Annotated in this window: 18 protein-coding genes and 6 tRNA genes; 13 read left to right on the top strand and 11 right to left on the bottom strand. The window is 63.8% G+C overall.

Features of this window, described 5'->3' with window-relative positions; translation table 11 throughout:
- Positions 1-117 precede the first annotated feature (117 nt).
- From gltX to ACWKWX_RS24510, 7 genes are all read left to right on the top strand, one after another.
- Positions 118-1596, top strand: coding sequence for a glutamate--tRNA ligase (gene gltX, locus ACWKWX_RS24540; protein WP_483829173.1), 1479 nt, complete (start codon positions 118-120; stop codon positions 1594-1596).
- 279 nt (positions 1597-1875) lie between these two features.
- Positions 1876-1951 (top strand) — tRNA-Ala (locus ACWKWX_RS24535).
- Between the two features lie 72 nt (positions 1952-2023).
- Positions 2024-2099, top strand: a tRNA-Glu gene (locus tag ACWKWX_RS24530).
- A 50-nt stretch (positions 2100-2149) separates the two neighbouring features.
- A tRNA-Ala gene (locus tag ACWKWX_RS24525) sits at positions 2150-2225 on the top strand.
- 43 nt (positions 2226-2268) lie between these two features.
- Positions 2269-2344, top strand: a tRNA-Glu gene (locus ACWKWX_RS24520).
- Positions 2345-2455: 111 nt separating this feature from the next.
- Positions 2456-2531: transfer RNA gene (locus tag ACWKWX_RS24515), tRNA-Ala, on the top strand.
- Between the two features lie 43 nt (positions 2532-2574).
- Positions 2575-2650 (top strand) — tRNA-Glu (locus ACWKWX_RS24510).
- Between the two features lie 348 nt (positions 2651-2998).
- Here the strand turns inward: ACWKWX_RS24510 and ACWKWX_RS24505 are convergent.
- The 9 genes from ACWKWX_RS24505 to ACWKWX_RS24465 all read right to left on the bottom strand — a co-directional run bounded on the left by ACWKWX_RS24505 (position 2999) and on the right by ACWKWX_RS24465 (position 10385).
- Positions 2999-3586 carry a recombinase family protein gene (locus ACWKWX_RS24505; protein ID WP_483829172.1) on the bottom strand — a complete coding sequence of 196 codons (588 nt, stop codon included), beginning with the start codon at positions 3584-3586 and terminating at the stop codon, positions 2999-3001.
- Between the two features lie 644 nt (positions 3587-4230).
- Complete coding sequence (locus ACWKWX_RS24500) at positions 4231-4626, bottom strand: hypothetical protein (RefSeq protein ID WP_483829171.1); 396 nt, start codon at positions 4624-4626, stop codon at positions 4231-4233.
- Positions 4623-4877 (bottom strand): hypothetical protein, encoded by a 255-nt coding sequence (locus tag ACWKWX_RS24495; protein WP_483829170.1) that lies wholly within the window; start codon positions 4875-4877, stop codon positions 4623-4625. Before ACWKWX_RS24495 ends, ACWKWX_RS24500 begins: the two co-directional genes overlap by 4 nt.
- 660 nt (positions 4878-5537) lie before the next feature.
- Complete coding sequence (locus ACWKWX_RS24490; RefSeq protein ID WP_483829169.1) at positions 5538-6488, bottom strand: hypothetical protein; 951 nt, start codon at positions 6486-6488, stop codon at positions 5538-5540.
- Between the two features lie 50 nt (positions 6489-6538).
- The gene (locus ACWKWX_RS24485; protein ID WP_483829168.1) at positions 6539-6796 is read right to left on the bottom strand and encodes a hypothetical protein; all 258 of its coding nucleotides are present in this window, start codon (positions 6794-6796) and stop codon (positions 6539-6541) included.
- A gap of 9 nt (positions 6797-6805) precedes the next feature.
- Positions 6806-7201: a hypothetical protein gene (locus ACWKWX_RS24480; RefSeq protein ID WP_483829167.1), complete on the bottom strand. Its 396-nt coding sequence runs from the start codon at positions 7199-7201 to the stop codon at positions 6806-6808.
- 307 nt (positions 7202-7508) lie between these two features.
- On the bottom strand, positions 7509-7754 hold the full coding sequence (locus ACWKWX_RS24475; protein ID WP_483829166.1) for a hypothetical protein: 246 nt from the start codon (positions 7752-7754) through the stop codon (positions 7509-7511).
- A gap of 118 nt (positions 7755-7872) precedes the next feature.
- Positions 7873-8628, bottom strand: a complete 756-nt coding sequence (locus tag ACWKWX_RS24470; protein ID WP_483829165.1) for a helix-turn-helix domain-containing protein — start codon at positions 8626-8628, stop codon at positions 7873-7875.
- Positions 8629-8948: 320 nt separating this feature from the next.
- Positions 8949-10385, bottom strand: coding sequence for a DUF6538 domain-containing protein (locus ACWKWX_RS24465; protein WP_483829164.1), 1437 nt, complete (start codon positions 10383-10385; stop codon positions 8949-8951).
- A 292-nt stretch (positions 10386-10677) separates the two neighbouring features.
- On the opposite strand from ACWKWX_RS24465, the gene ACWKWX_RS24460 reads away from it, so the two are divergent.
- The 4 genes from ACWKWX_RS24460 (at position 10678) to ACWKWX_RS24445 (ending at position 13625) form a co-directional block, all read left to right on the top strand.
- On the top strand, positions 10678-11217 hold the full coding sequence (locus ACWKWX_RS24460) for a TetR/AcrR family transcriptional regulator (RefSeq protein ID WP_416426049.1): 540 nt from the start codon (positions 10678-10680) through the stop codon (positions 11215-11217).
- A gap of 16 nt (positions 11218-11233) precedes the next feature.
- Positions 11234-12061 carry an alpha/beta fold hydrolase gene (locus ACWKWX_RS24455; RefSeq protein ID WP_416426047.1) on the top strand — a complete coding sequence of 276 codons (828 nt, stop codon included), beginning with the start codon at positions 11234-11236 and terminating at the stop codon, positions 12059-12061.
- Between the two features lie 49 nt (positions 12062-12110).
- Positions 12111-12548, top strand: a complete 438-nt coding sequence (locus ACWKWX_RS24450; RefSeq protein WP_473003955.1) for an acyl-CoA thioesterase — start codon at positions 12111-12113, stop codon at positions 12546-12548.
- Between the two features lie 117 nt (positions 12549-12665).
- Positions 12666-13625, top strand: coding sequence for a tRNA dihydrouridine synthase (locus tag ACWKWX_RS24445; protein ID WP_483829163.1), 960 nt, complete (start codon positions 12666-12668; stop codon positions 13623-13625).
- A 23-nt stretch (positions 13626-13648) separates the two neighbouring features.
- Here the strand turns inward: ACWKWX_RS24445 and ACWKWX_RS24440 are convergent, their stop codons facing one another.
- Both ACWKWX_RS24440 and ACWKWX_RS24435 read right to left on the bottom strand, forming a co-directional pair.
- Positions 13649-16939, bottom strand: a complete 3291-nt coding sequence (locus ACWKWX_RS24440; protein WP_483829162.1) for a sensor domain-containing protein — start codon at positions 16937-16939, stop codon at positions 13649-13651.
- A gap of 56 nt (positions 16940-16995) precedes the next feature.
- The gene (locus tag ACWKWX_RS24435; protein WP_416426038.1) at positions 16996-17880 is read right to left on the bottom strand and encodes a LysR family transcriptional regulator; all 885 of its coding nucleotides are present in this window, start codon (positions 17878-17880) and stop codon (positions 16996-16998) included.
- A 131-nt stretch (positions 17881-18011) separates the two neighbouring features.
- Between ACWKWX_RS24435 and leuC the strand changes: the two genes are divergently transcribed.
- Positions 18012-19445 (top strand): 3-isopropylmalate dehydratase large subunit, encoded by a 1434-nt coding sequence (leuC, locus tag ACWKWX_RS24430; RefSeq protein ID WP_473003947.1) that lies wholly within the window; start codon positions 18012-18014, stop codon positions 19443-19445.
- Entirely contained in the window at positions 19442-20086 is a 645-nt protein-coding gene (leuD, locus tag ACWKWX_RS24425) for a 3-isopropylmalate dehydratase small subunit (RefSeq protein ID WP_483829161.1), read from the top strand. The genes leuC and leuD overlap by 4 nt, the downstream gene beginning before the upstream one ends.
- Positions 20087-20112: the final 26 nt, after the last annotated feature.

Genomic DNA, 20112 nt, shown 5'->3' with positions numbered 1-20112 from the left:
GGGGGCCGGCAAGCGGCAATCATGCCGTTGATAGCCGGTAATGTGGCGCATTGCTGGAGCACCACGTGCCGGGCCTGCTAACATCCGCCCTTTGATTCACTCTGCTCGAGACCTTTCATGACCGTTCGTACGCGTATCGCGCCATCGCCCACCGGCGACCCCCATGTCGGCACGGCCTACATTGCCCTGTTCAACTATTGCTTTGCCAAACAGCATGGCGGCGAGTTCATCCTGCGCATCGAAGACACCGACCAGCTGCGTTCCACCCGCGAGTCGGAACAGCAGATCTTCGACGCCCTGCGCTGGCTGGGCATCGAGTGGAGCGAAGGCCCGGACGTAGGCGGCCCGCACGGCCCGTACCGGCAGAGCGAGCGCGGCGACATCTACAAGCAGTACGCCCAGCAGCTGGTGGACATGGGCCACGCCTTCCCGTGCTTCTGCACCGCCGAAGAACTGGACCATATGCGCGCCGAGCAGATGGCCCGCGGCGAGACCCCGCGCTACGACGGCCGCGCGCTGCTGCTGTCGAAGGAAGAAGTGGCGGCCCGCCTGGCGGCTGGCGAACCGCACGTGATCCGCATGAAGGTGCCGACCGAAGGCGTGTGCGTGGTGCCGGACATGCTGCGCGGCGACGTCGAGATCCCGTGGGACCGCATGGACATGCAAGTGCTGATGAAGACCGACGGCCTGCCGACGTACTTCCTCGCCAACGTGGTCGACGACCACCTGATGGGCATCACCCACGTGCTGCGTGGCGAAGAGTGGCTGCCGTCGGCACCCAAGCTGATCAAGCTGTACGAGTACTTCGGCTGGGAACAGCCGGTGCTGTGCTACATGCCGCTGCTGCGCAACCCGGACAAGAGCAAGCTGTCCAAGCGCAAGAACCCGACCTCGGTGACCTTCTACGAGCGCATGGGCTTCATGCCCGAGGCCATGCTCAACTACCTGGGCCGCATGGGCTGGTCCATGCCCGACGAGCGCGAGAAGTTCTCGCTGGCCGAGATGGTCGAGCACTTCGACCTGTCGCGCGTGTCCCTGGGCGGGCCGATCTTCGACATCGAGAAGCTGAGCTGGCTCAACGGCCAGTGGCTGCGCGACCTGCCGGTGGAAGAGTTCGCCGCGCGCGTGCAGAAGTGGGCGTTCAACCCTGACTACATGATGAAGATCGCGCCGCACGTGCAAGGCCGCGTCGAGACCTTCAGCCAGATCGCCCCGCTGGGCGGCTTCTTCTTCGCCGGCGCGCTGCAATTGGACGCCAAGCTGTTCGAGCACAAGAAGCTCTCGGCCGACCAGGTGCGCCAGGTAATGCAACTGATCCTGTGGAAGCTGGAATCCCTGCGCACCTGGGAAAAAGACCGCATCACCGCCACCATCCAGGCGGTGGTTGAGGCCCTGGAGCTGAAGCTGCGCGACGCCATGCCGCTGATGTTCGCCGCCATCACTGGCCAGGCCAGCTCGGTGTCGGTGCTCGACGCCATGGAAATCCTCGGCCCGGACCTGACGCGCTTCCGCTTGCGCCAGGCCCTGGACCTGCTGGGTGGTGTGTCGAAGAAAGAAAACAAGGAATGGGAAAAGCTGCTGGGCAGCATTGCCTGATTCCATCCACAAGGTGGGGGTTCCCCCACCTTGTGGGAGCTGGCTTGCCAGCGAGCTTTTGTTGCCCTGAAAAGCTCGCTGGCAAGCCAGCTCCCACATCTGCACCGCCCTTGCCCCAGCAAAACCGGGGCAGGGCGCCTGTTTCGTCGGTAAGTGGTTGTATTGCTGGAAAAATTTTTTGAATTTTTTCAAAAATAAGTTTGACAGCCCTTCGATCCGGTCTTAATATGCGCCCCGTCCACACAGCAACACGCAGAAATGCGAAGCGCTGAAGATTGTGGGGCTATAGCTCAGCTGGGAGAGCGCTTGCATGGCATGCAAGAGGTCAACGGTTCGATCCCGTTTAGCTCCACCAAATTCCAAGGCCTGAAGTCGTTGTTTGACTTCGGTCAGATCAGATCCAGACTGATCTTGGTAAGAAGGTTTTGTCCCCTTCGTCTAGTGGCCTAGGACACCGCCCTTTCACGGCGGTAACAGGGGTTCGAGTCCCCTAGGGGACGCCATTTAAAACTAGCGATGTTGTACGGTCGCTGCGTCGCAAGACGATAAATTTGGGGCTATAGCTCAGCTGGGAGAGCGCTTGCATGGCATGCAAGAGGTCAACGGTTCGATCCCGTTTAGCTCCACCAATTTGCCAGGGTTCGTGAAAACGAACTTGCTCGAAGGTTTTGCGTCCCCTTCGTCTAGTGGCCTAGGACACCGCCCTTTCACGGCGGTAACAGGGGTTCGAGTCCCCTAGGGGACGCCACGATTTGCCCGCTCTGCGGGAATTTTGAGGCTCATTCGCCTTTTGGATGAGCCTTTTGTTTTTAAGTGACGGCACGTGTAACGGGCTGTCGCGTCGCAAGACGATAAATTTGGGGCTATAGCTCAGCTGGGAGAGCGCTTGCATGGCATGCAAGAGGTCAACGGTTCGATCCCGTTTAGCTCCACCAATTTGCCAGGGTTCGTGAAAACGAACTTGCTCGAAGGTTTTGCGTCCCCTTCGTCTAGTGGCCTAGGACACCGCCCTTTCACGGCGGTAACAGGGGTTCGAGTCCCCTAGGGGACGCCACGATTTACCCGCTCTGCGGGATTTTTAAGGCTCATTCACTGGTTGAATTGAGCCTTTTGTTTTTACAGGGCGCAAAGCCCCGTAAATCAAGGCTTCCAGCCAATTCAGTGGCATCTGCCCACACCGTGCGCATCCGACGTGTGGTACATCCAGAATCCCGCCTGAATCTCCAGAACTTCAATTTGATCCCGTTATTTACACCCGGTGCACAGGGGTTTTTAGCGCGCCCCGGAATCTGGCACTTCCTGAAATCCCGTCCCGCCGCTTCGTTGGTACAGCGGGTGCACAGGGGTAGGCGCCTCGGGCAAGCACACGCACCGACAGCGCCGGCCATGGCAGAGTACCGGCTCAGATCAACCCACTATCGTCCGCCATGGCATGCTTGATTGAGCATGCACGCTTCACCGACGCTGGGCTGATGCCGAAGTGTGCCGCCGTCTGGGCAATGCTCGCGCTCTGCTCTCTGCGCCACATAGCCACTTCTGCATCGGGTATCGTCTTAACCCGACCTAGGGCGCGCCCCTCAGCCTTTGCTCGTTCAATCCCAGCCATCTGCCGTGCTTTGATGTTCGAGCGTTCTAGTTCGGCTACAGCGGTGAGCATAGTCAGCATGGCCTTGCCCATCGCTGTGCTTAGATCGAAACCCTCGCGCTTGCTGATGATGCTCACGCCTTTACCCTGTAGCACCTCGACGGTACTGAGTACGTCCAGAGTATCTCGCCCAAGGCGGTCTACAGCGCTTACCACCAGCGTGTCACCCTTCCGAACGTACGCCACCAGTGCAGCAAAGCCCGGACGCTCTAGCGCCTTCACAGCGCCGGATACGCCCACATCCTCGTACCAGTCGCTAACCGCGTACATCTCACCAAGGGCATGCTTCTGCGCCTCTACACTTTGGTCGCTCGTTGAAACCCGTACGTATCCGATAATTGCCATGAGTGTTACCCGTTGTAGTGGTCCGAGTGGCTCAGAACCTATAGCTCACATATTCGTGGGTGGCTCAGTGCAAGTCAACACGTTTGAGCTAGCGATTGAGCTAGACCGACGAGTGGCTCACAGGGTGTACCTTATGAGCCTTGCGTGATGGCACAAAGCGACTAACCTCATTTGGCCACTACAGGAGGAGCAACGATGGCGCTTTATAAACATGGAAACCTTTTGGGAACGTCCGATAGCGCTGAGTTTGATAAGAAGCACGCGCCGGGAGTTGAAGCCCCACATGCAGGTATTTATCGCTGTACGGCGTGCGGTGATGAGATTGGTATTGCGGCAACACACCGTTTACCGCCTCAGAACCACCGACAGCACGCACCCGGTGCCGGGAAGATTGAATGGCAGCTAGTGGTGTACGCCGTCCAGCAAAAGTAGATAGGCATGTGAACACGTCGCCGCCTCGCTTATCCGGCAGGCGGCGACCCGGCACGGGGGCGTTCGGCTTCTTGGAGTCCAGGGGACCGGCTCGGCTGCACAAAATAAAATCTCAATTCAAAAACCCACCGGGCAGGGTGCATGCCCAGGCGTGACGAAACCAAGAGTTAGACCGGAGTTTCAGGGCTAAAAACCGCAATAGGGAAGCGGCCTTAGGCCACTCCCAGGTGCCGCTCCAACGCCTGAATAAGCCGGATTTCCTCGGCATGTTCCCTAAGGATGGCGCGCACTACGCCAGCCTCTACCGGCTCAAGCACCGGATCCCAGCGACTGAACCCGCCCAGGTCTTCGCCCTCGTATCCGACAAGAACAGGGATGGTCCAGCTCGGCGGGAACGTGCACTGCCCCTTCATGGGGTTATCATGCGGGTAATCCACCTCGCGCGGATACCCAGCCTTCGGGCCTCGCATGTCCCCGAGCCAGCCCGCTTTAATAACGTGCGTCAGGCCGGATGGGCTGGCGTCGTCCAGGCGGAACTGGTCCCAGATGCACCGCACTTCAGGTTGAGCACTGCGACGGGCTGCGGCGCCTCTTGCCCGGCGCGTCATACCGACACCCCGCGATGCTGGGCGCGATGCAGCTGCACCAGCACCTCCCACGTCAGGTACTTCTGCCCACCGAGCGATACCACGTACACGCCGCTTGTGGTCACGCCACCAGCCACGTCCCCAGCTTCACGAGACCGGACGCCAGTTGCACCGTTCCAACGCTTCCAGCGCAGGCCGGACGGTGAGGCGAGATCGGGAATGAACGCATCCTGCATGGACGCCAGCACAGCCTTGTTGATTCGAGCTTTCATAATTCCTCCAGGCCCGCCCAGAGGGGCAGGCTCAATTCATTTGATGATTCGGTTTATGCCCAGCAAGGGCGGTGGCCACAGCACGGACGCACAGGGCCAAGTCCCGGTCTTGCTTCAGGAGCGGACGCATTGCTGCCTCAGACTCCGCACGGTCGCCGGACAGCAGCGCCTGCACAGCCAGCATCAGAGGCTCAGTGTCCAGGGCAACGCTGCCAGCACGCAGCACACGGCCCCCGGTGAGGCTGTACGGCCCGCAGTGAAGGGGCCCCAGGCGTGATAGCGTCTGCCGCTGATCGGCGAGCCACTGCACACGCTGATGCCGCCGCTGCCAGTCTTCACTAGCTGCCGCGCTGGTTGGTGTGTACACCGAGCCAACGCCAGGAAGTGCGCGGAACACCGTCGCCGGCCGCTTGGTTGCGCATCCACGGCACGCCAGGTTCCGGGTGTACCGTTCGGCCCCTCCGCACTTTAAACAGCACCAGCCGGCCTCTGAGAACGTCCTGGCGCCAGCCATCACTGCGGCGTACCGGGCAGGGCTGGCGGCGCGCATGCTCCTGAGCCGGTCGTTGTACCCCGGATACCCGAGGCGCATCCGCCTCAAGTCGGCGGTGCTAGGGTGCTGCCCGCGCCGGAGCGCAGGCACATCCTGTGAACCGGAGTTCACACCAGCCCCGCAAGGGCATCGGGGAACACCTTGCGCAGCGCTGGGGCTGGTTTCGCTGCTTCAGCCCGGCACGCCATAACGTGCTGGCGGTCTGCCAAGGCGCGTGCCTTGCCCAGGTCCGAGGCTTCCACCGGAATCCAGGCCTGATCTACGAACAGGCACAGGGTCCAGCCTTCGCCGGGGCGTACTTCGATCAGGTACGATACGTTACCAGCGGCGTCGCGGTCGGCATCGAAAGTGACCACGCCACGGGTAGTGCAAACGTCAGCCCAGTCCGCGCAGAGGGCGCGCCAGTCCGTACCACGGCCAGCGGCCAGGGCGGCAACATCGACATCAGGGCCGACGAGATTCTGCGCCATGGTGCAGCGGTCGGCGTCGATCAGCTCTAGCAGGTACTCGAACTCACCGGAGGTCAGTCGGCGACGGGCCTTGATAGCGGCAACCTCGCCCAGTACAGCCTCCCGGATGGCGCCTTGTCGGTCGGTATTCACCTGCGCGGCTGCGGTGCGGGCCTGGCTTGCCAGGTCGCGGTGCCGGTCCAGGGCCAGACTGCGCAGGGCATGGCTGGCGAACACACGAAGGGCGTACTCCAGATCCGCAGCGGAGTGGATATTGCCGTCTACCGCCTGGCGCAGTTGTTCGCTCAGGCGTGTGCCATTGGCGCGCAGGCGTGCGGTCACTGGCTCATCCAGGGGCACACCCCCGACGCGATCAGTGCGCGGTGGCAGGTCGTCCAGGGTCTTGGCTGCTGATACCAGGGCAATGGCCGCGAGGGTATCCTCCAGGCTGGGTGCACGCACCACGTTCGGTGCGCGGGTGCCGACGCCCGAGGACATTGCAAGTACAGCCCCCGCGCCGATGGGGGCCAGCAGATCCGAGTCGCTGAAGTGCGCCGCGTACGCCGAGACAACAAGGGGTTGGGATTTCGGGGTTGGGATATTTGACATGGGTACTCCTTAGAAGGTTAACCACGGCGGATGCCGGGATGATCAAGCGGTTATTCAGCAGGGCTGTTCCGGTACGCATGCGCGAGGGAGGCGGACACCTCGACGTCCTCGGCGCTCTGACCGGAGTTGCCCGTGTAGAACGCGGCGAGGGCCAGATCAGATCTGGTCAACTCCTTTCCGGCGAGCATGCTGTCGATCTCAGCGAGGTAGCGCTGCTTCACAGATGGTCGGGTGTCTCGGCGAATCTGGCTGGTGAGGTACACCAGGCGTTCGCGCTCTTGATACGAGATATTCGATTTACGGCCCATACAGTCTCCTCAGTGGTTAGTGCGGTTCATGGCGGTGCGCTCGGCGCGCGCCTCTAGCAACAATCCCACGACAGCCCACATCGGCCAGGCGGGATTGAGTGCGGCGAACTCTCGGTATGTGCAGCACCCGGATGCGGCTTCGAGGTCAGCCAGCGTCAGGCCCAGTCGGCCGCAGAACTTGCGGACGCCGCTGCCGGTGCTGGGGACGTACCAGGCGGGCAGGCGAACACCAGCGGCACCGGCCAGGGCGCGCCAGTACTGCGCGTCCGCAAAGTCCAGCCGCAGGTTCTCGCGGGCGTACTGCTGGGCCGCTTCTCGGGCCGCGGCAGCCGCGAGACGGTGTTCATCCAGAAGCAGGCCAGGGCGGAACGCTGGCGGGATTCTGGTTACAGATTCAGTTCTCATAGTTGTTACCTCCAATGGGGAACCTAAATGACGGGCGCACGGGCGCACAGAACGGCGCAAGGCCGTACCCGGTAGGTCAGGATGGGTTTTGAACGCGCGCAGGAAATCGCCCGGAAATCCCAGTGATTTAGGCGGGTTCTGATTATGCGCAGCGGGGAGCTGCGGTGGTCGAACAGGGAAGCGCGGGAGGCTTCCGGGAGATACAGCCGGTAGGTACAGCCGCTGGTGCCCGCCGAGAGTCAGGCGTCACCAGCGGCTGCTGCCCAGCGACCAAACCGGGCAGCGGCAGGAACAGTGCAGCGGTGAATCAGTACTCGTCGAGGTCTTGCAAGTGTGTACCTTCCCGGTATCGCCGCAGCCAATAATCCTCTGGGGATTCGTAAGGGCAGGCCGCAATCCAACGTTGAACACTCTCGAGGGGCTCTTGTAGCTCCTCAGCGATCTCGGCAGGCGTTCGGCCTTCAACTGCTGCGAGGTAGCGCGCTTGATGGTCGTGGTACAGCAGGGAGTCGTCGATTAGCTGGGTGCCGTCTGGCAGGGTGATGCTAGTCATGTGATCGCTCCAGAGAGAATAGGTACGGGAATACCCTTAGAGTTTGGTCGAATTCAGGGTGCCAATTTGGCACCCTTGGCACCCGTTTTACTACCTACTACGTAGTAGTAGAGAATACTTACAGCTTAGCGTCAGCCTTGATCCAGTTGCGGACAGAGGAAGGGCTGGCGCCAAGGCGCTTTGCGATTGCCTTGTAGCCCAGGGCATTCTGCTTGTGCAGCCGAACGGCTTCCGCACGCAGATCCACCCCCGCATCCTCCAACTCGTGGCGATGCTCCAGCGCAGAGAGGCGCGCCTCCAATGCGGCCACGCGCTGCGCCAGGGTGTACTGTTCGCCGACCTTGCGTAGGGATCGGGTTACGGTTCCGGTGTGCATGTCAGTTACCTTGCCGTGCTCGGCTATCAGTTTCAAAACGGGGTGCTGTGCGTGCTGCTCCAGCGCGCTGGCGTTCTGTTTAGAGGTGTCGCGCTGCTGCACCGCGCGGACGTGTCTCTCAGTGCATCCGCGGTCTCGCATATAGCCTGTGACATTCGGGCGGCGGCCAGCTTCTAGGTCCGCCAAGCCCTTGCCGATGTACTCTTGAACCTCATTACCAGTCACACGCTCAGGCAGGAGGCCACTCGAAGCTAGGTTTTCACGTTTCTCTTGGCGATGCCGAATCTGCATCTGCCAGTACGTTTCGGATGGTTTGCCGTTCGCTTTCCGCCAGGCATCGGCAGCAGCCTTGTACGACGGGATTTGCTGGTACGCCTGCTGGTCTATCTCCCGGCCCGCCGTCCAGCCCTCCCACCACATAAGCTGCTGCCTGTTCATACCTGCTGTGGGGTCTTCGAGCATCGTGGGCAGCTCAAGGCCTGCATTGAAATCTGTCATGTCTATCTCCTCTGTATTCAGCCCTCCACGGTGCTGGTGCTGGTTCTGTACTGTCCGGGGCGCTGGCTCCCGTTCTCTATAAGGTGTCGATTCATTGCTCAGGGCGTTGCCTTCCCTGCTCTCCTAATAGGTAGGACGTCAAACACACGCCCGTTGCCTAGCCCTCTTTCTATAGGTGTGGATCTAAACGCAGAATCCCGCCGCAGGGCCTCTAGCACGCGGCTTTCAGCGGTGCACTGGAACCGGCCCGATTCAGGCAGGAAATCGCGTTGCTCAGGCTTGCTTCGGCTGTGAATGCAGGCAGTGCCAAGTTCGTTTCTTCAGTCAGGAATTAGGGCGCGGACGGCAGACAGTAGTCCACGTGGGCGGTCCAGGGGCTGGCTCCCGCCGTAGATGCTCGTGGCCTTTGATCCTGCTGGGGTGTGTCCCAGGATGCCGCCAATCTCCTCCGCAGTGGCTTGCACGGACCGGAGCAGGTCGGCGCAGGTATGCCGCTGGCTATACAGCGTCAAGGTTGAACTGTCGCCCAGGAAGCGGCGGAACACTCGGGACAGGTTCGTCACACGCTGGCGCACTCGCCGGTCACGATCTTGCCGGGTCCAGTCCGGTGGCAGCTCAAGGCCTGCGAGCACTGCGCGGAACAGCGGGGCGTCCAGTTCGTGCACTGGTAGGTCTCTGCGGGCGGCAGCGTTCTTACCGCCACTCAGTCCCGCCTTGAACACCAACTGCCGACTTCCGAACACGTCAGTACGTTCGCTCAGGGCCTCGGGGCCCTCCTGGAGAAGCTCGCCAGGGCGTAGCCCGTACCGCGCCAATAGAACAGCAGCCGGGTGATGCGCCGGGGCCTTCTCCTTGATGGCCGCGTGCACCTCCAGCATTTGCTTGAGTGGGATCGAGTCCCGTTGATCCTTACCCATTCCCGCACCTGAGCGCACCGCTTTGGCCACGCTGCCGCCTTTTGGCAATGCAAGTCCAGCCCAGCCGGGAACACGGCGGAGCACCGTGACAAGGGCGGCGGCATCGGAATGCACCGAGGAGGGCTTGCCCCCGCCTTCCAGTTTCTCAGCGCAGTACTGCATGATCCGTTCAATCTGGGCATCCGGGCTGCTCGGCCACCTCAGTACGCGCTCAGAGAGATTTCGTACTTTGTTGGCCCGGCCAGGGCCCACGCCAGCACAGTACTCCGCTAGCACACCGGCGAACGCCTCAGCGTTGCGGGCGATTCCCGGCAATTCCTCATGCTTTTGGGGCTCTCCAGGCGTTTCAGGTGGAACGGAGTGCAAAGGTACAGGGGCGCCGCTTTCGATGCCGTCCAAGGCCCTTAGCGCCGCTCTGGCGGTCAAGGGATGCATCTGCACACCGGGCGGCATCTGTCCTTCAGCGTGAGCCTTCAGGGCTACCCGGCGCCACTCCAGTTCCTTCTGCCAGCCGGGCGACTGCATCCGTTCAACGATGTCGACGGTAAAGGCCCGCACCACGGCGTCAAGATTCCGGAGCACTTCCAGGGCGGTACCAGTTTCTGGTACGTCCCGCGACTCACGGCGGGTCACTGGCAGATCCTTAGGTGCGGAGGCGAGCGCTTCAGCGCACACGCGGTCAAACTCAACTGAAACTGCCCGCGCCAGCTTGAGCGCCTCGGTGCGGTCTGCTGTGCCCAGTGCTTTGCGGTACTCGCTCCGCCCGACTAGTGCCGCCACTTCAGTCGGGAATCTGCGGCGGTAGCTGTACCGACCATCTCGGCGGCTTATGAACGACATACGATCTCCGGGGCACGTGTCACATGCACAGGTCAGGGGCGCGCAGCGCAGAATGCTGGGCGTTTTAGCCTCTGTGGCACATTCTGAATTTGCTAGGAGCCCCGAATATAGGGCCTCTCGGGCCAGAGTGCTAGACCGTCCGTGTCACAGTCATTCACTGGTTGAATGGGCCTTTTGTTTGTCTGCGATTTAACCTCCCTCCTTTTTGATCCGCCGACCAGTGGCACGGCGAACGCCTTGCGGAAAAATATTACGAGCATAATATTACCTCCATAATATTCGGAGGTGCCCCATGGCTGACAAGAAAGCCCAGAGCCGCGAAAAAATCCTCGAGGCGGCGCGCAGGGCCATGATCCTGCGCGGCGTGGCCGACCCCAGCGTCAGTGAAGTGATGGGCGCCGCCGGCATGACCGTCGGTGGCTTCTACGCCCATTTCGACAGCAAGGACGCGCTGATGCTCGAAGCCTTCAGCCAGCTGCTGGGCCAGCGCCGGGCCTTGCTCGAACAGGTCGACCCCAACCTGCCCGGTGAAGAGCGCCGCGCGCTGATGGCGCGCTATTACCTGTCGCGCAACCACCGTGACGCCGAAGACCGCGCCTGCCCGCTGCCCACCGCGCTGGGCGAGATGGGGCGGCTGCCCGAGGCCTTTCGCGAGGTGCTCACCGAGCATGTGCAGCTGTTGGTTGGCCAATTGGCCGACAACCCCCAGGACACCGACAAGGCCTTGGCCGACCTGGCCCTGATGATTGGTGGCTTGGCCCTGGGGCGTGCCCTGGGCCAGACCGAACTGTCCGACCGTATCCTGCGCGCGGCCAAGGCCGCGGTGCGCTAACGCTGGGAGTGCAACCATGACCACGCTCACCTGGGTTCGCGGCGTCAACCAGACCCTCGGCCACCTGGCCCCACGGCAGATCGCCGCGCGCATGCGCCTGGCCTTCATGCACCCCCGCACGCTGCCGCCACGGGCCTGGGAGCTGCCGCTGTTGGCGCGCGCCGAGCGCGTGACCCTGCGCTTCGGCCTCTCGGTGCTGCGCTGGGGGCAGGGCCCCACGGTGCTGCTGATGCACGGCTGGGAAGGCCGGCCCACGCAGTTCGCGACGTTGATCGAGGCGCTGCTGCAGGCCGGCTATAGCGTGGTGGCCCTGGAAGGGCCAGGGCATGGTCGTTCCCGTGGCAGCCAGGCCCATGTGGTGCTGTTTGCCCATGCCCTGCTGGAAGCGGCCGCCGAACTGCCGCCGCTGCGTGCGGTAATCGGCCACTCCATGGGCGGCGCTGCGGCGCTGCTGGCCAGCCAGTGGGGGCTCAAGGCCGAAGTGTTGGTGAGCGTCTCGGCGCCGGCGCGTATCCTCGGCATGCTGCGCAATTTCGCCGCCCACGTGGGGCTGCCGGCGCGGGCGCGTTCGGCGTTCATCCGCCAGGTGGAGCGCACCGTGGGCATCGCCGCCGCGCAGCTGGACGTCAGCCGCTACCAGCTGGACATGCCTGGGCTGATAGTCCACGCCAGCGATGATCCGCTGGTGCCGGCCGCCGAGGCGCAGTCGATTCACCAGGCCTGGTTCGGCAGCCGTCTGCTGCTGTTGCCCGAGGGCGGGCACCAGCGCGTGCTGGCCGACCCGCAACTGATCGACGGCGTGCTGGGCCTGCTGCGTCACCAGCCGGCACGGCAATCGGCGTGAGGGTGCGCTAGACTCGCGTTTTGCCCATTGAGCAGGAGCGAGTGCGCGCATGAATTGGGATTTGGCAACGCCCTTTGTCATCGACCTGAGCGTCGGTGCCGAGGATATCGATGGATTGGGGCACGCCAACAATGCGGTGTACGTGACCTGGCTGGAACGCTGCGCCTGGCGCCATTCCCAGCGGTTGGGGCTGGACCTGGCCGAATACCGGCGGCTGAACCGGGCCATGGCGGTGGTGCGCCATGAAATCGACTACCTGGCCGCTGCTTATGAACATGACGAGTTGCAGATGGCCACCTGGATCGTCGAGTCCGACCAGCGCCTGAAGATGACCCGGCGCTTCCAGCTGATTCGCCCCAGGGACGGGGTGACGCTGCTGCGCGCCCACACCACCTTCTGTTGCATTGACCTGGCCAGCGGCAAGCCCAAGCGCATGCCGCCGGAGTTCATCGACGGCTATGGCCCTGCCTTGATGACTGCCCTCTGACCTTGTGGGGGCTGGCTTGCCAGCGAGCTTTTCGGCGGCCTCAAAAGCTCGCTGGCAAGCCAGCTCCCACAGGTTACAATGCGCGCAATTTTCTTCCTTCCTTCCCCGAGATTCCCCATGCACATTGCCCTGGCCCCCATGGAAGGCCTGGTCGACAACATCCTGCGTGACGTGCTGACCCGTGTCGGCGGTATCGACTGGTGTGTCACCGAGTTCATTCGCGTCAACGACATGCTGCTGCCGCCCGCGGTGTTCCACAAAATGGCGCCGGAGCTGGCCAGCGGCTGCGTGACCCCCGCCGGCACGCAGATGCGCGTGCAGCTGCTGGGCTCGGACCCCATCTGCCTGGCCGACAACGCGGCCCTGGCGGTGAGCCTCGGCGCGCCGGTCATCGACCTGAACTTCGGCTGCCCGGCCAAGACCGTCAACAAGTCCCGCGGCGGGGCGGTGCTGCTCAAGGAGCCGGAGCTGCTCAACAACATCCTCTGCGAAGTGCGCCGTGCCGTACCGGCGCATATTCCGGTGACCGCCAAGATGCGCCTGGGCTTCGACAGCCCCGACGGCGCCCTGGTGTGCGCCGAGGCGCTGGCCGAGGGTGGTGCCGAGGTGCTGGTGGTGCACGCCCGCACCAAGGTCGACGGCTACAAGCCGCCGGCCCACTGGGAGTGGGTGGCGCGGGTGCGTGACGTGGTCAAGGTGCCGGTGTACGCCAATGGCGAAGTGTGGACGGTGGACGACTGGCGGCGCTGCCGCGAGATCAGCGGCGTGCCCGACATCATGCTCGGCCGCGGCCTGGTCTCGCGCCCCGACCTGGCCCGGCAGATCGCCGCGGCCCAGGCCGGCATCGAGCTGGCGCCCATGACCTGGGCCGAGCTGATGCCGCTGCTGCAGGAGTTCTGGCGCCAGGCCGTCATCGACCTCACCCCGCGCCAGGCGCCGGGGCGCCTCAAGCAGTGGCTGGCGATGCTGACGCGCACCTTCCCCGAGGCGGTGGAGCTGTTCGCGCTGGTGCGCCGCGAGACGGATTGCGAGCGGGTGGGGCAGCTGCTGGGCCTACCGGCCCAGCAAGCGGCCTGATCCTGTAGCCGTAGTACGGGGCTTCACTGTGAGTCATCGATCAACATCTGCCTGAACTCCGCCAGCGGCAGCGGGCGGCTGTGCAGGTAGCCTTGGTACAGGTGGCAGCCCAGCCGTTCGAGGAATTCCAGCTGTTCGGACAGCTCCACGCCCTCGGCAATCACCGTGAGGTCGAGGCTGCGGGCCATGGCGACGATGGCGCGGACGATCTCGGCGTCGTTGGGGTCGTGGGTGGCGTCGCGCACGAATGACTGGTCGATCTTCAGGGCGTCCACCGGCAGGCGCTTGAGGTAGGTCAGCGACGAATAGCCGGTGCCGAAGTCGTCCATGGCAAAGCTGACGCCCAGCTTCTTCAGGCTGCGCATCTTGCTGATGGTGTCCTCCAGGTTCTGGATGACGATGCCTTCGGTGATCTCCAGTTTCAGCAGCGTGCAGGGCAGGTTGTGCTGGCTGAGGCTGTGGGCCACGCGCTCGACGAAGTCGTTCTGGCGGAACTGTCGCGGGCTGATGTTCACGCACAGGGCAAAGTCGTTGACGTCGATCAGGCCGTCGGCCAGCAGCTGCGCGCAGGCGCCGCAGGCTTCGTCGAGGATCCAGCTGCCAACTTCCAGGATCAGGCCGCTTTCCTCCAGCACCTGGATGAACTGCGCCGGCGATTGCTGGCCCAGCAGCGGGTGGTGCCAGCGCAGCAGCACCTCGGCGCCGACGATGCGATCCTCGCGGGCGTCCACCTGCGGCTGGAAGTGCAGGCTCAGCTCGCCCCGGGCCAGGGCCATGCGCAGGTCGTTTTCCATCTGCAGGCGCTCGCTGGCGGCCTTCTGCATGGTGTTGTGGAACATCTGCGTGGTGTTGCGCCCCGAATCCTTGGCCCGGTACAGGGCAATGTCGGCGCGCTTGAGCAGGTCGGCGGGGGTGGTGCCGTGGTCGGGTATCAGCGCCACGCCGATGCTGGGGGTGACCTGCAGGCGCTGGCCGTCCAGCGACATGGGCTCGGCCAGCAGCGCGCGCAGGGTGTCGGCCAGCTCGCGGACCTGGGCGGTGACCTCGGCGCGGTTGCCTTCCAGGCCCGTCAGCAGCACCACGAACTCGTCGCCGCCCAGGCGCGCCACGGTGTCTTCCAGGCGCACGCTGGCCTCCAGGCGCGCGGTGATGATCTTCAGCACCGTGTCGCCCACCGGGTGGCCCAGGGAGTCGTTGATGTGCTTGAAATGGTCCAGGTCCAGGAACAGCAGGGCGCCACGCAGGTTGTGGCGCTTGAGCAGGGCGATCTGCTGGCTCAGGCGGTCCATCAGCAGCGCGCGGTTGGGCAGGTTGGTCAGCGGGTCGTGGTAGGCCAGGTGGCGGATCTGCGCCTGGGCGTTCTTCAGCTGGCTGACGTCGCGGGCGTTGAGCAGCAGGCACGGGGTTTCGTTGAGGGTGATGGGCTCGATGGACACTTCCAGGGTCAGCGCCTCGCCGCGCTTGTTGCGGCCGATCAGCTCGCGGTGGTGCACGTGGCCGCTGTCTTCCAGCTCGGCCAGCAGCAGGGCCTGCTGGCGCGGGTCGGCCCAGAAACCGACGTCGTCGATGCTGCGCCCCAGCACTTCGCTGCCGCTGTAGCCGGTGAGCCGGCAGAAACCGTCGTTCACCTCCAGGTAGCGGCCGCTGTCGCGCTCGCTGATAGTGATGGCGTCGGGGCTTGAGTGGAACGCCTTGGCGAACTTCTCCTCGCTGCTTTTCAGCGCCGCTTCGGCCCGTTGCTGCTGGGTGATGTCGCGCAGGGTGGTGACCACGCAGGGCTGGTTGTCGACGGTGATCAGGCGGCTGGAGATCAGGCAGGTGAGCACCTGGCCGTTCTTGTGCATCACCTGCACGGCGACGTTGTTCAGCGCCCGCTCGCGAATCACCTCCTCGATGCGCTGCAGGCGCTGCGCGCTGTCCAGCCAGAAGCCCAGCTCGTCGGCGGTGTGGCGCTTGACCTCTTCGGCGCTCCAGCCAAAGGTCTGGGTGAAGCTGGGGTTGATCTCGATGAACTGGCCGCTGGCCTGCAGGGTCACGCAGATGGGGTCGGTGCTGGCCTGGAACAGGCTGGCGAACTTCTCTTCGGAGCTGACCAGGCGCTGCTCGCGTTCCACCTGTTCGGTGATGTCCAGCAGGGTGCCGGCCATGCGCAGCGGCTGGCCGTTGTCGTCGCGGTACAGCCGCGCGCGGCTCTCGATGTAGCGCGAGGCGCCGTTTTCCAGGGCGATGCGGTAGGTGATCTGGTAATTGCCCGCCGGGCCCTCGCGCAGGCTGCGGTAGGCCTGGCGCATGGTGTTGCGCTCGTCGTCGGGCACGCCTTCGAAGAACGCCTCGAAGGATTCGTGGAACGGCACCGGCGCCAGGCCGTGCAGCTGCGCCGCCCGCGCCGAGCCATAGAGCATGCCGCTGGGAATGTGCCAGTCCCAGGTGCCCAGCTGCGCCGAGTCCAGGGCCAGGTCCAGGCGCTCCTGGCTGTCCTTGAGCGCCTGTTCGGCGCGTTTGTTGTCGCTGGTGTCGGTAAAGGTGCTGAGCAGGTAGCTGTCGCCCTCAAGCTCGATGTTCTGGGTGCTGAGGATGCCGTCGTGCACCTGGCCGCTGCTGGCGCAGAAGCGCACCTCCATGTTCACCGGCTCGCTGGTGTGGCGCGTGGCCTCCAGCAGCTTGTGGCGCTGCTCGGGCTCGGCCCACAGGCCTAGCTCCACGGTGGTCTTGTTGATGATCTGGTGCGCGGCCCAGCCCAGGGTCTTCTCGAAATGGTGGTTGACCTCGTGGATCAGGCCGTCGGCGCGGCGGGTCAGCAGCACCACGTTGGGGCTGAGGTGGAAGAGGGTGGCGAAGCGCTTTTCCGAGTTGATCAGCGCCGTTTCCCGGTCGCGCTGGCGGGTGATTTCGCGGATCACGCCGATCATCTGCGGGCGGCCGTCCTTGTCGGCGATCAGGCTGCCGCTGATTTCCAGCCAGTGCAGGCTGCCGTCCGGCCAGCGGATGCGGTGGCGCAGGGCCTGCTCCACCGGCTCGCCGCGCAGCACCGCCTGGAACGCCTGGGTGGTGCGGCTGCGGTCTTCCTCGGGCAGCAGTTCCAGGTAATCCAGGTCGTTGGGCAGCGGCGCGCTGGGGTCGAAGCCGAACAGCGCCTGGGTGCCCCGCGACCAGCTGATCTTGCCGCTGCCCACGTCCCAGAACCAGGCCCCCAGGTGCGCGCCGTTGAGCGCCGCCAGCAGTTGCGGCGCGCTTTCCCAGGTCTGCTCGGACTCCTGGGGATCAGCCGCATGAATACGCGGCAAGCGCGGAAAGCGTGAAGCTGACTTGGGCATGGACCAGACCTTTGGCGGTTACGGCTTCCTTAAGGTAGACCGTCTGCGCCCGAGCGCTACCCGGCTAACGTGTCGGGCTCGGCGTCGAGCAGGGCCATGAAGGCCCGCGCAGCGTTGGACAGCGTTCTTTCGGTGTGCACGATGTAGCCTAGCTGGCGACTGAGCTGAATGCCCGGCAAAGCAATGCTGCGCACCTGGTCGTCGAGCATGGTGCGCGGCAGCACGCTCCAGGCCAGGCCAATGGAGACCATCATCTTGATGGTTTCCAGGTAGTTGGTGCTCATGGCGATGTTGGCCGTCAGGCCCCGCGCCTCGAACAGGCGCTGGACAATATGGTGGGTAAAGGTGTTGCCGCCAGGGAACACAGCCGGATGATAGGCGATATCCGCCAGGCTCACCGCGCCGTTGAGCGCCAGCGGGTGCTCGGGCGCCACCACGAAGTCCAGCGGGTCGGTCCACACCGGCACCGCGCGTACCAGGGTATGGGGCTCGGGGGCCAGGGTAATCACCGCCAATTCCGCGCGGCCATGGAGGATTTCCTCGTAGGCCACCTCCGAATCGAGGAACTGGATGTCCAGCGCCACGTCCGGGTAGCGCTTGGTGAAGGCGCGCAGCACCGGCGGCAGGCGGTGCAGGCCGATGTGGTGGCTGGTGGCCAGGGTCAGGCGGCCGCCGACCTCGCCGGTCAGGTTGGTCAGGGCCCGGCGGGTGTCGTCCAGCACGTTGAGAATCTGGTAGGCGCGGGGCAGCAGGGCACGCCCCGCTTCCGTCAGGCTGACTTCGCGCCCAAGGCGGTCGAACAGGCGTACATTGAGTTGTTGCTCAAGGCCGGCGATGCGTTTGCTGATCGCCGGCTGGGTGAGGTGCAGGCGTTCGCCGGCCCCGGAAAAGCTGCCACATTCGGCGATGGCGAGGAAGGCGTTGAGGTTGGCCAGGTCCATCTATTCGGATTCCTGTTGGTTATCCAAAGCATGAAAATTATGAATTTGAGTAATCCAATGTAACCCCTTAGCATTCGCCCTACAAGCCAAGCGGTTATTGGCATAGAAAAGATACTGATGAGGAAAGTCTGATGGCCGGCAAAACGCTCTACGACAAGCTCTGGGACTCGCATTTGGTCAAACAGCGCGACGACGGTTCGGCGCTGATCTACATTGATCGTCACATCATCCATGAAGTGACCTCGCCCCAGGCTTTCGAAGGCCTGCGCCTGGCCGGCCGCAAGCCATGGCGCATCGACGCCAACATCGCCACCCCGGACCACAACGTGCCGACCACCCCTGAGCGCAAGGGCGGCATCGAGGCCATCGCCGACCAGGTGTCGCGCTTGCAGGTGCAGACCCTCGACGACAACTGCGACGAGTACGGCATCACCGAGTTCAAGATGAACGACGTGCGCCAGGGCATCGTCCACGTCATCAGCCCGGAGCAGGGCGCCACCTTGCCCGGCATGACCGTGGTCTGCGGTGACTCGCACACCTCCACCCACGGTGCCTTCGGCGCCCTGGCCCACGGCATCGGCACCTCGGAAGTGGAACACGTGCTCGCGACCCAGTGCCTGGTGGCGAAGAAAATGAAGAACATGCTGGTGCGCGTGGAAGGCCAATTGCCCTTCGGCGTCACTGCCAAGGACATCGTGCTGGCCGTGATCGGCAAGATCGGCACCGCCGGCGGCAACGGCCACGCCATGGAATTCGCTGGCAGCGCCATTCGCGACCTGTCCATCGAAGGCCGCATGACCATCTGCAACATGTCCATCGAAGCCGGCGCCCGCGTGGGCCTGGTGGCGGCGGACGAGAAGACCGTTGCCTACGTCGAGGGCCGCCCGTTCGCGCCAAAGGGCGAGAACTGGACCAAGGCCGTCGAAGCCTGGAAAGACCTGGTGTCCGACGCAGACGCGGTGTTCGACACCGTGGTAGAGCTGGACGCCGCGCAGATCAAGCCGCAGGTCAGCTGGGGCACCTCGCCGGAAATGGTCCTGGCCGTTGACCAGAACGTGCCGGACCCGGCCAAGGAAGCCGACCCGGTCAAGCGTGGCTCCATCGAGCGCGCCTTGAAGTACATGGGCCTGAGCGCCAACCAGGCGATCACCGATATCCAGCTGGACCGCGTGTTCATTGGCTCGTGCACCAACTCGCGGATCGAAGACCTGCGCGCCGCCGCCGAGATCGCCAAGGGCCGCAAAGTGGCCTCCACGGTCAAGCAGGCCATCGTCGTGCCGGGCTCGGGCCTGGTGAAAGCCCAGGCCGAGAAGGAAGGCCTGGACAAGATCTTCCTCGAAGCGGGCTTCGAATGGCGTGAACCAGGCTGCTCCATGTGCCTGGCCATGAACCCGGACCGCCTGGAGTCGGGCGAGCATTGCGCGTCCACCTCCAACCGCAACTTCGAAGGCCGCCAGGGTGCCGGTGGCCGTACCCACCTGGTGAGCCCGGCCATGGCCGCCGCCGCCGCGGTGACCGGTCGTTTCATTGATGTCCGTGAATTGATCCAAGGGAGCGCAGCATGAAAGCCTTTACCCAGCACACCGGCCTCGTCGCGCCTCTGGACCGTGCCAACGTCGACACCGACCAGATCATCCCCAAGCAATTCCTCAAGTCGATCAAGCGCACCGGCTTCGGCCCCAACCTGTTCGACGAATGGCGCTACCTGGACGTGGGCCAGCCTTACCAGGACAACTCCAAGCGCCCGGTAAACCCTGATTTCGTGCTCAACCACGCCCGTTATCAAGGCGCCAGCGTGTTGCTGGCCCGCGAGAACTTCGGCTGCGGCTCGAGCCGCGAGCACGCGCCATGGGCCTTGGAAGAGTACGGTTTCCGTACCATCATCGCCCCCAGCTACGCCGACATTTTCTTCAACAACAGCTTCAAGAACGGCCTGTTGCCGATCATTCTCGACGACGCCGAGGTCGACGAGCTGTTCCAGCAGGTCGAGGCCAACCCTGGCTACCAGTTGACTATCGAACTGCAGGCGCAGACCGTGACCCGCGCCGACGGCAAGGTGTTGACCTTTGAAATCGACGAGTTCCGCAAGCACTGCCTGCTCAACGGCCTGGACGATATCGGCCTGACCTTGCAGGATGGCGATGCCATCGCGGCGTTCGAAGGCAAGCACCGGGCCAGCCAGCCCTGGTTGTTCCGCGACGCCTGACTGTTTCGCAATTTCGAATTGAACAA

It is taken from the genome of Pseudomonas imperatae (genome assembly GCF_057128625.1).
This window is presented reverse-complemented; position numbering and strand designations above follow the sequence as displayed.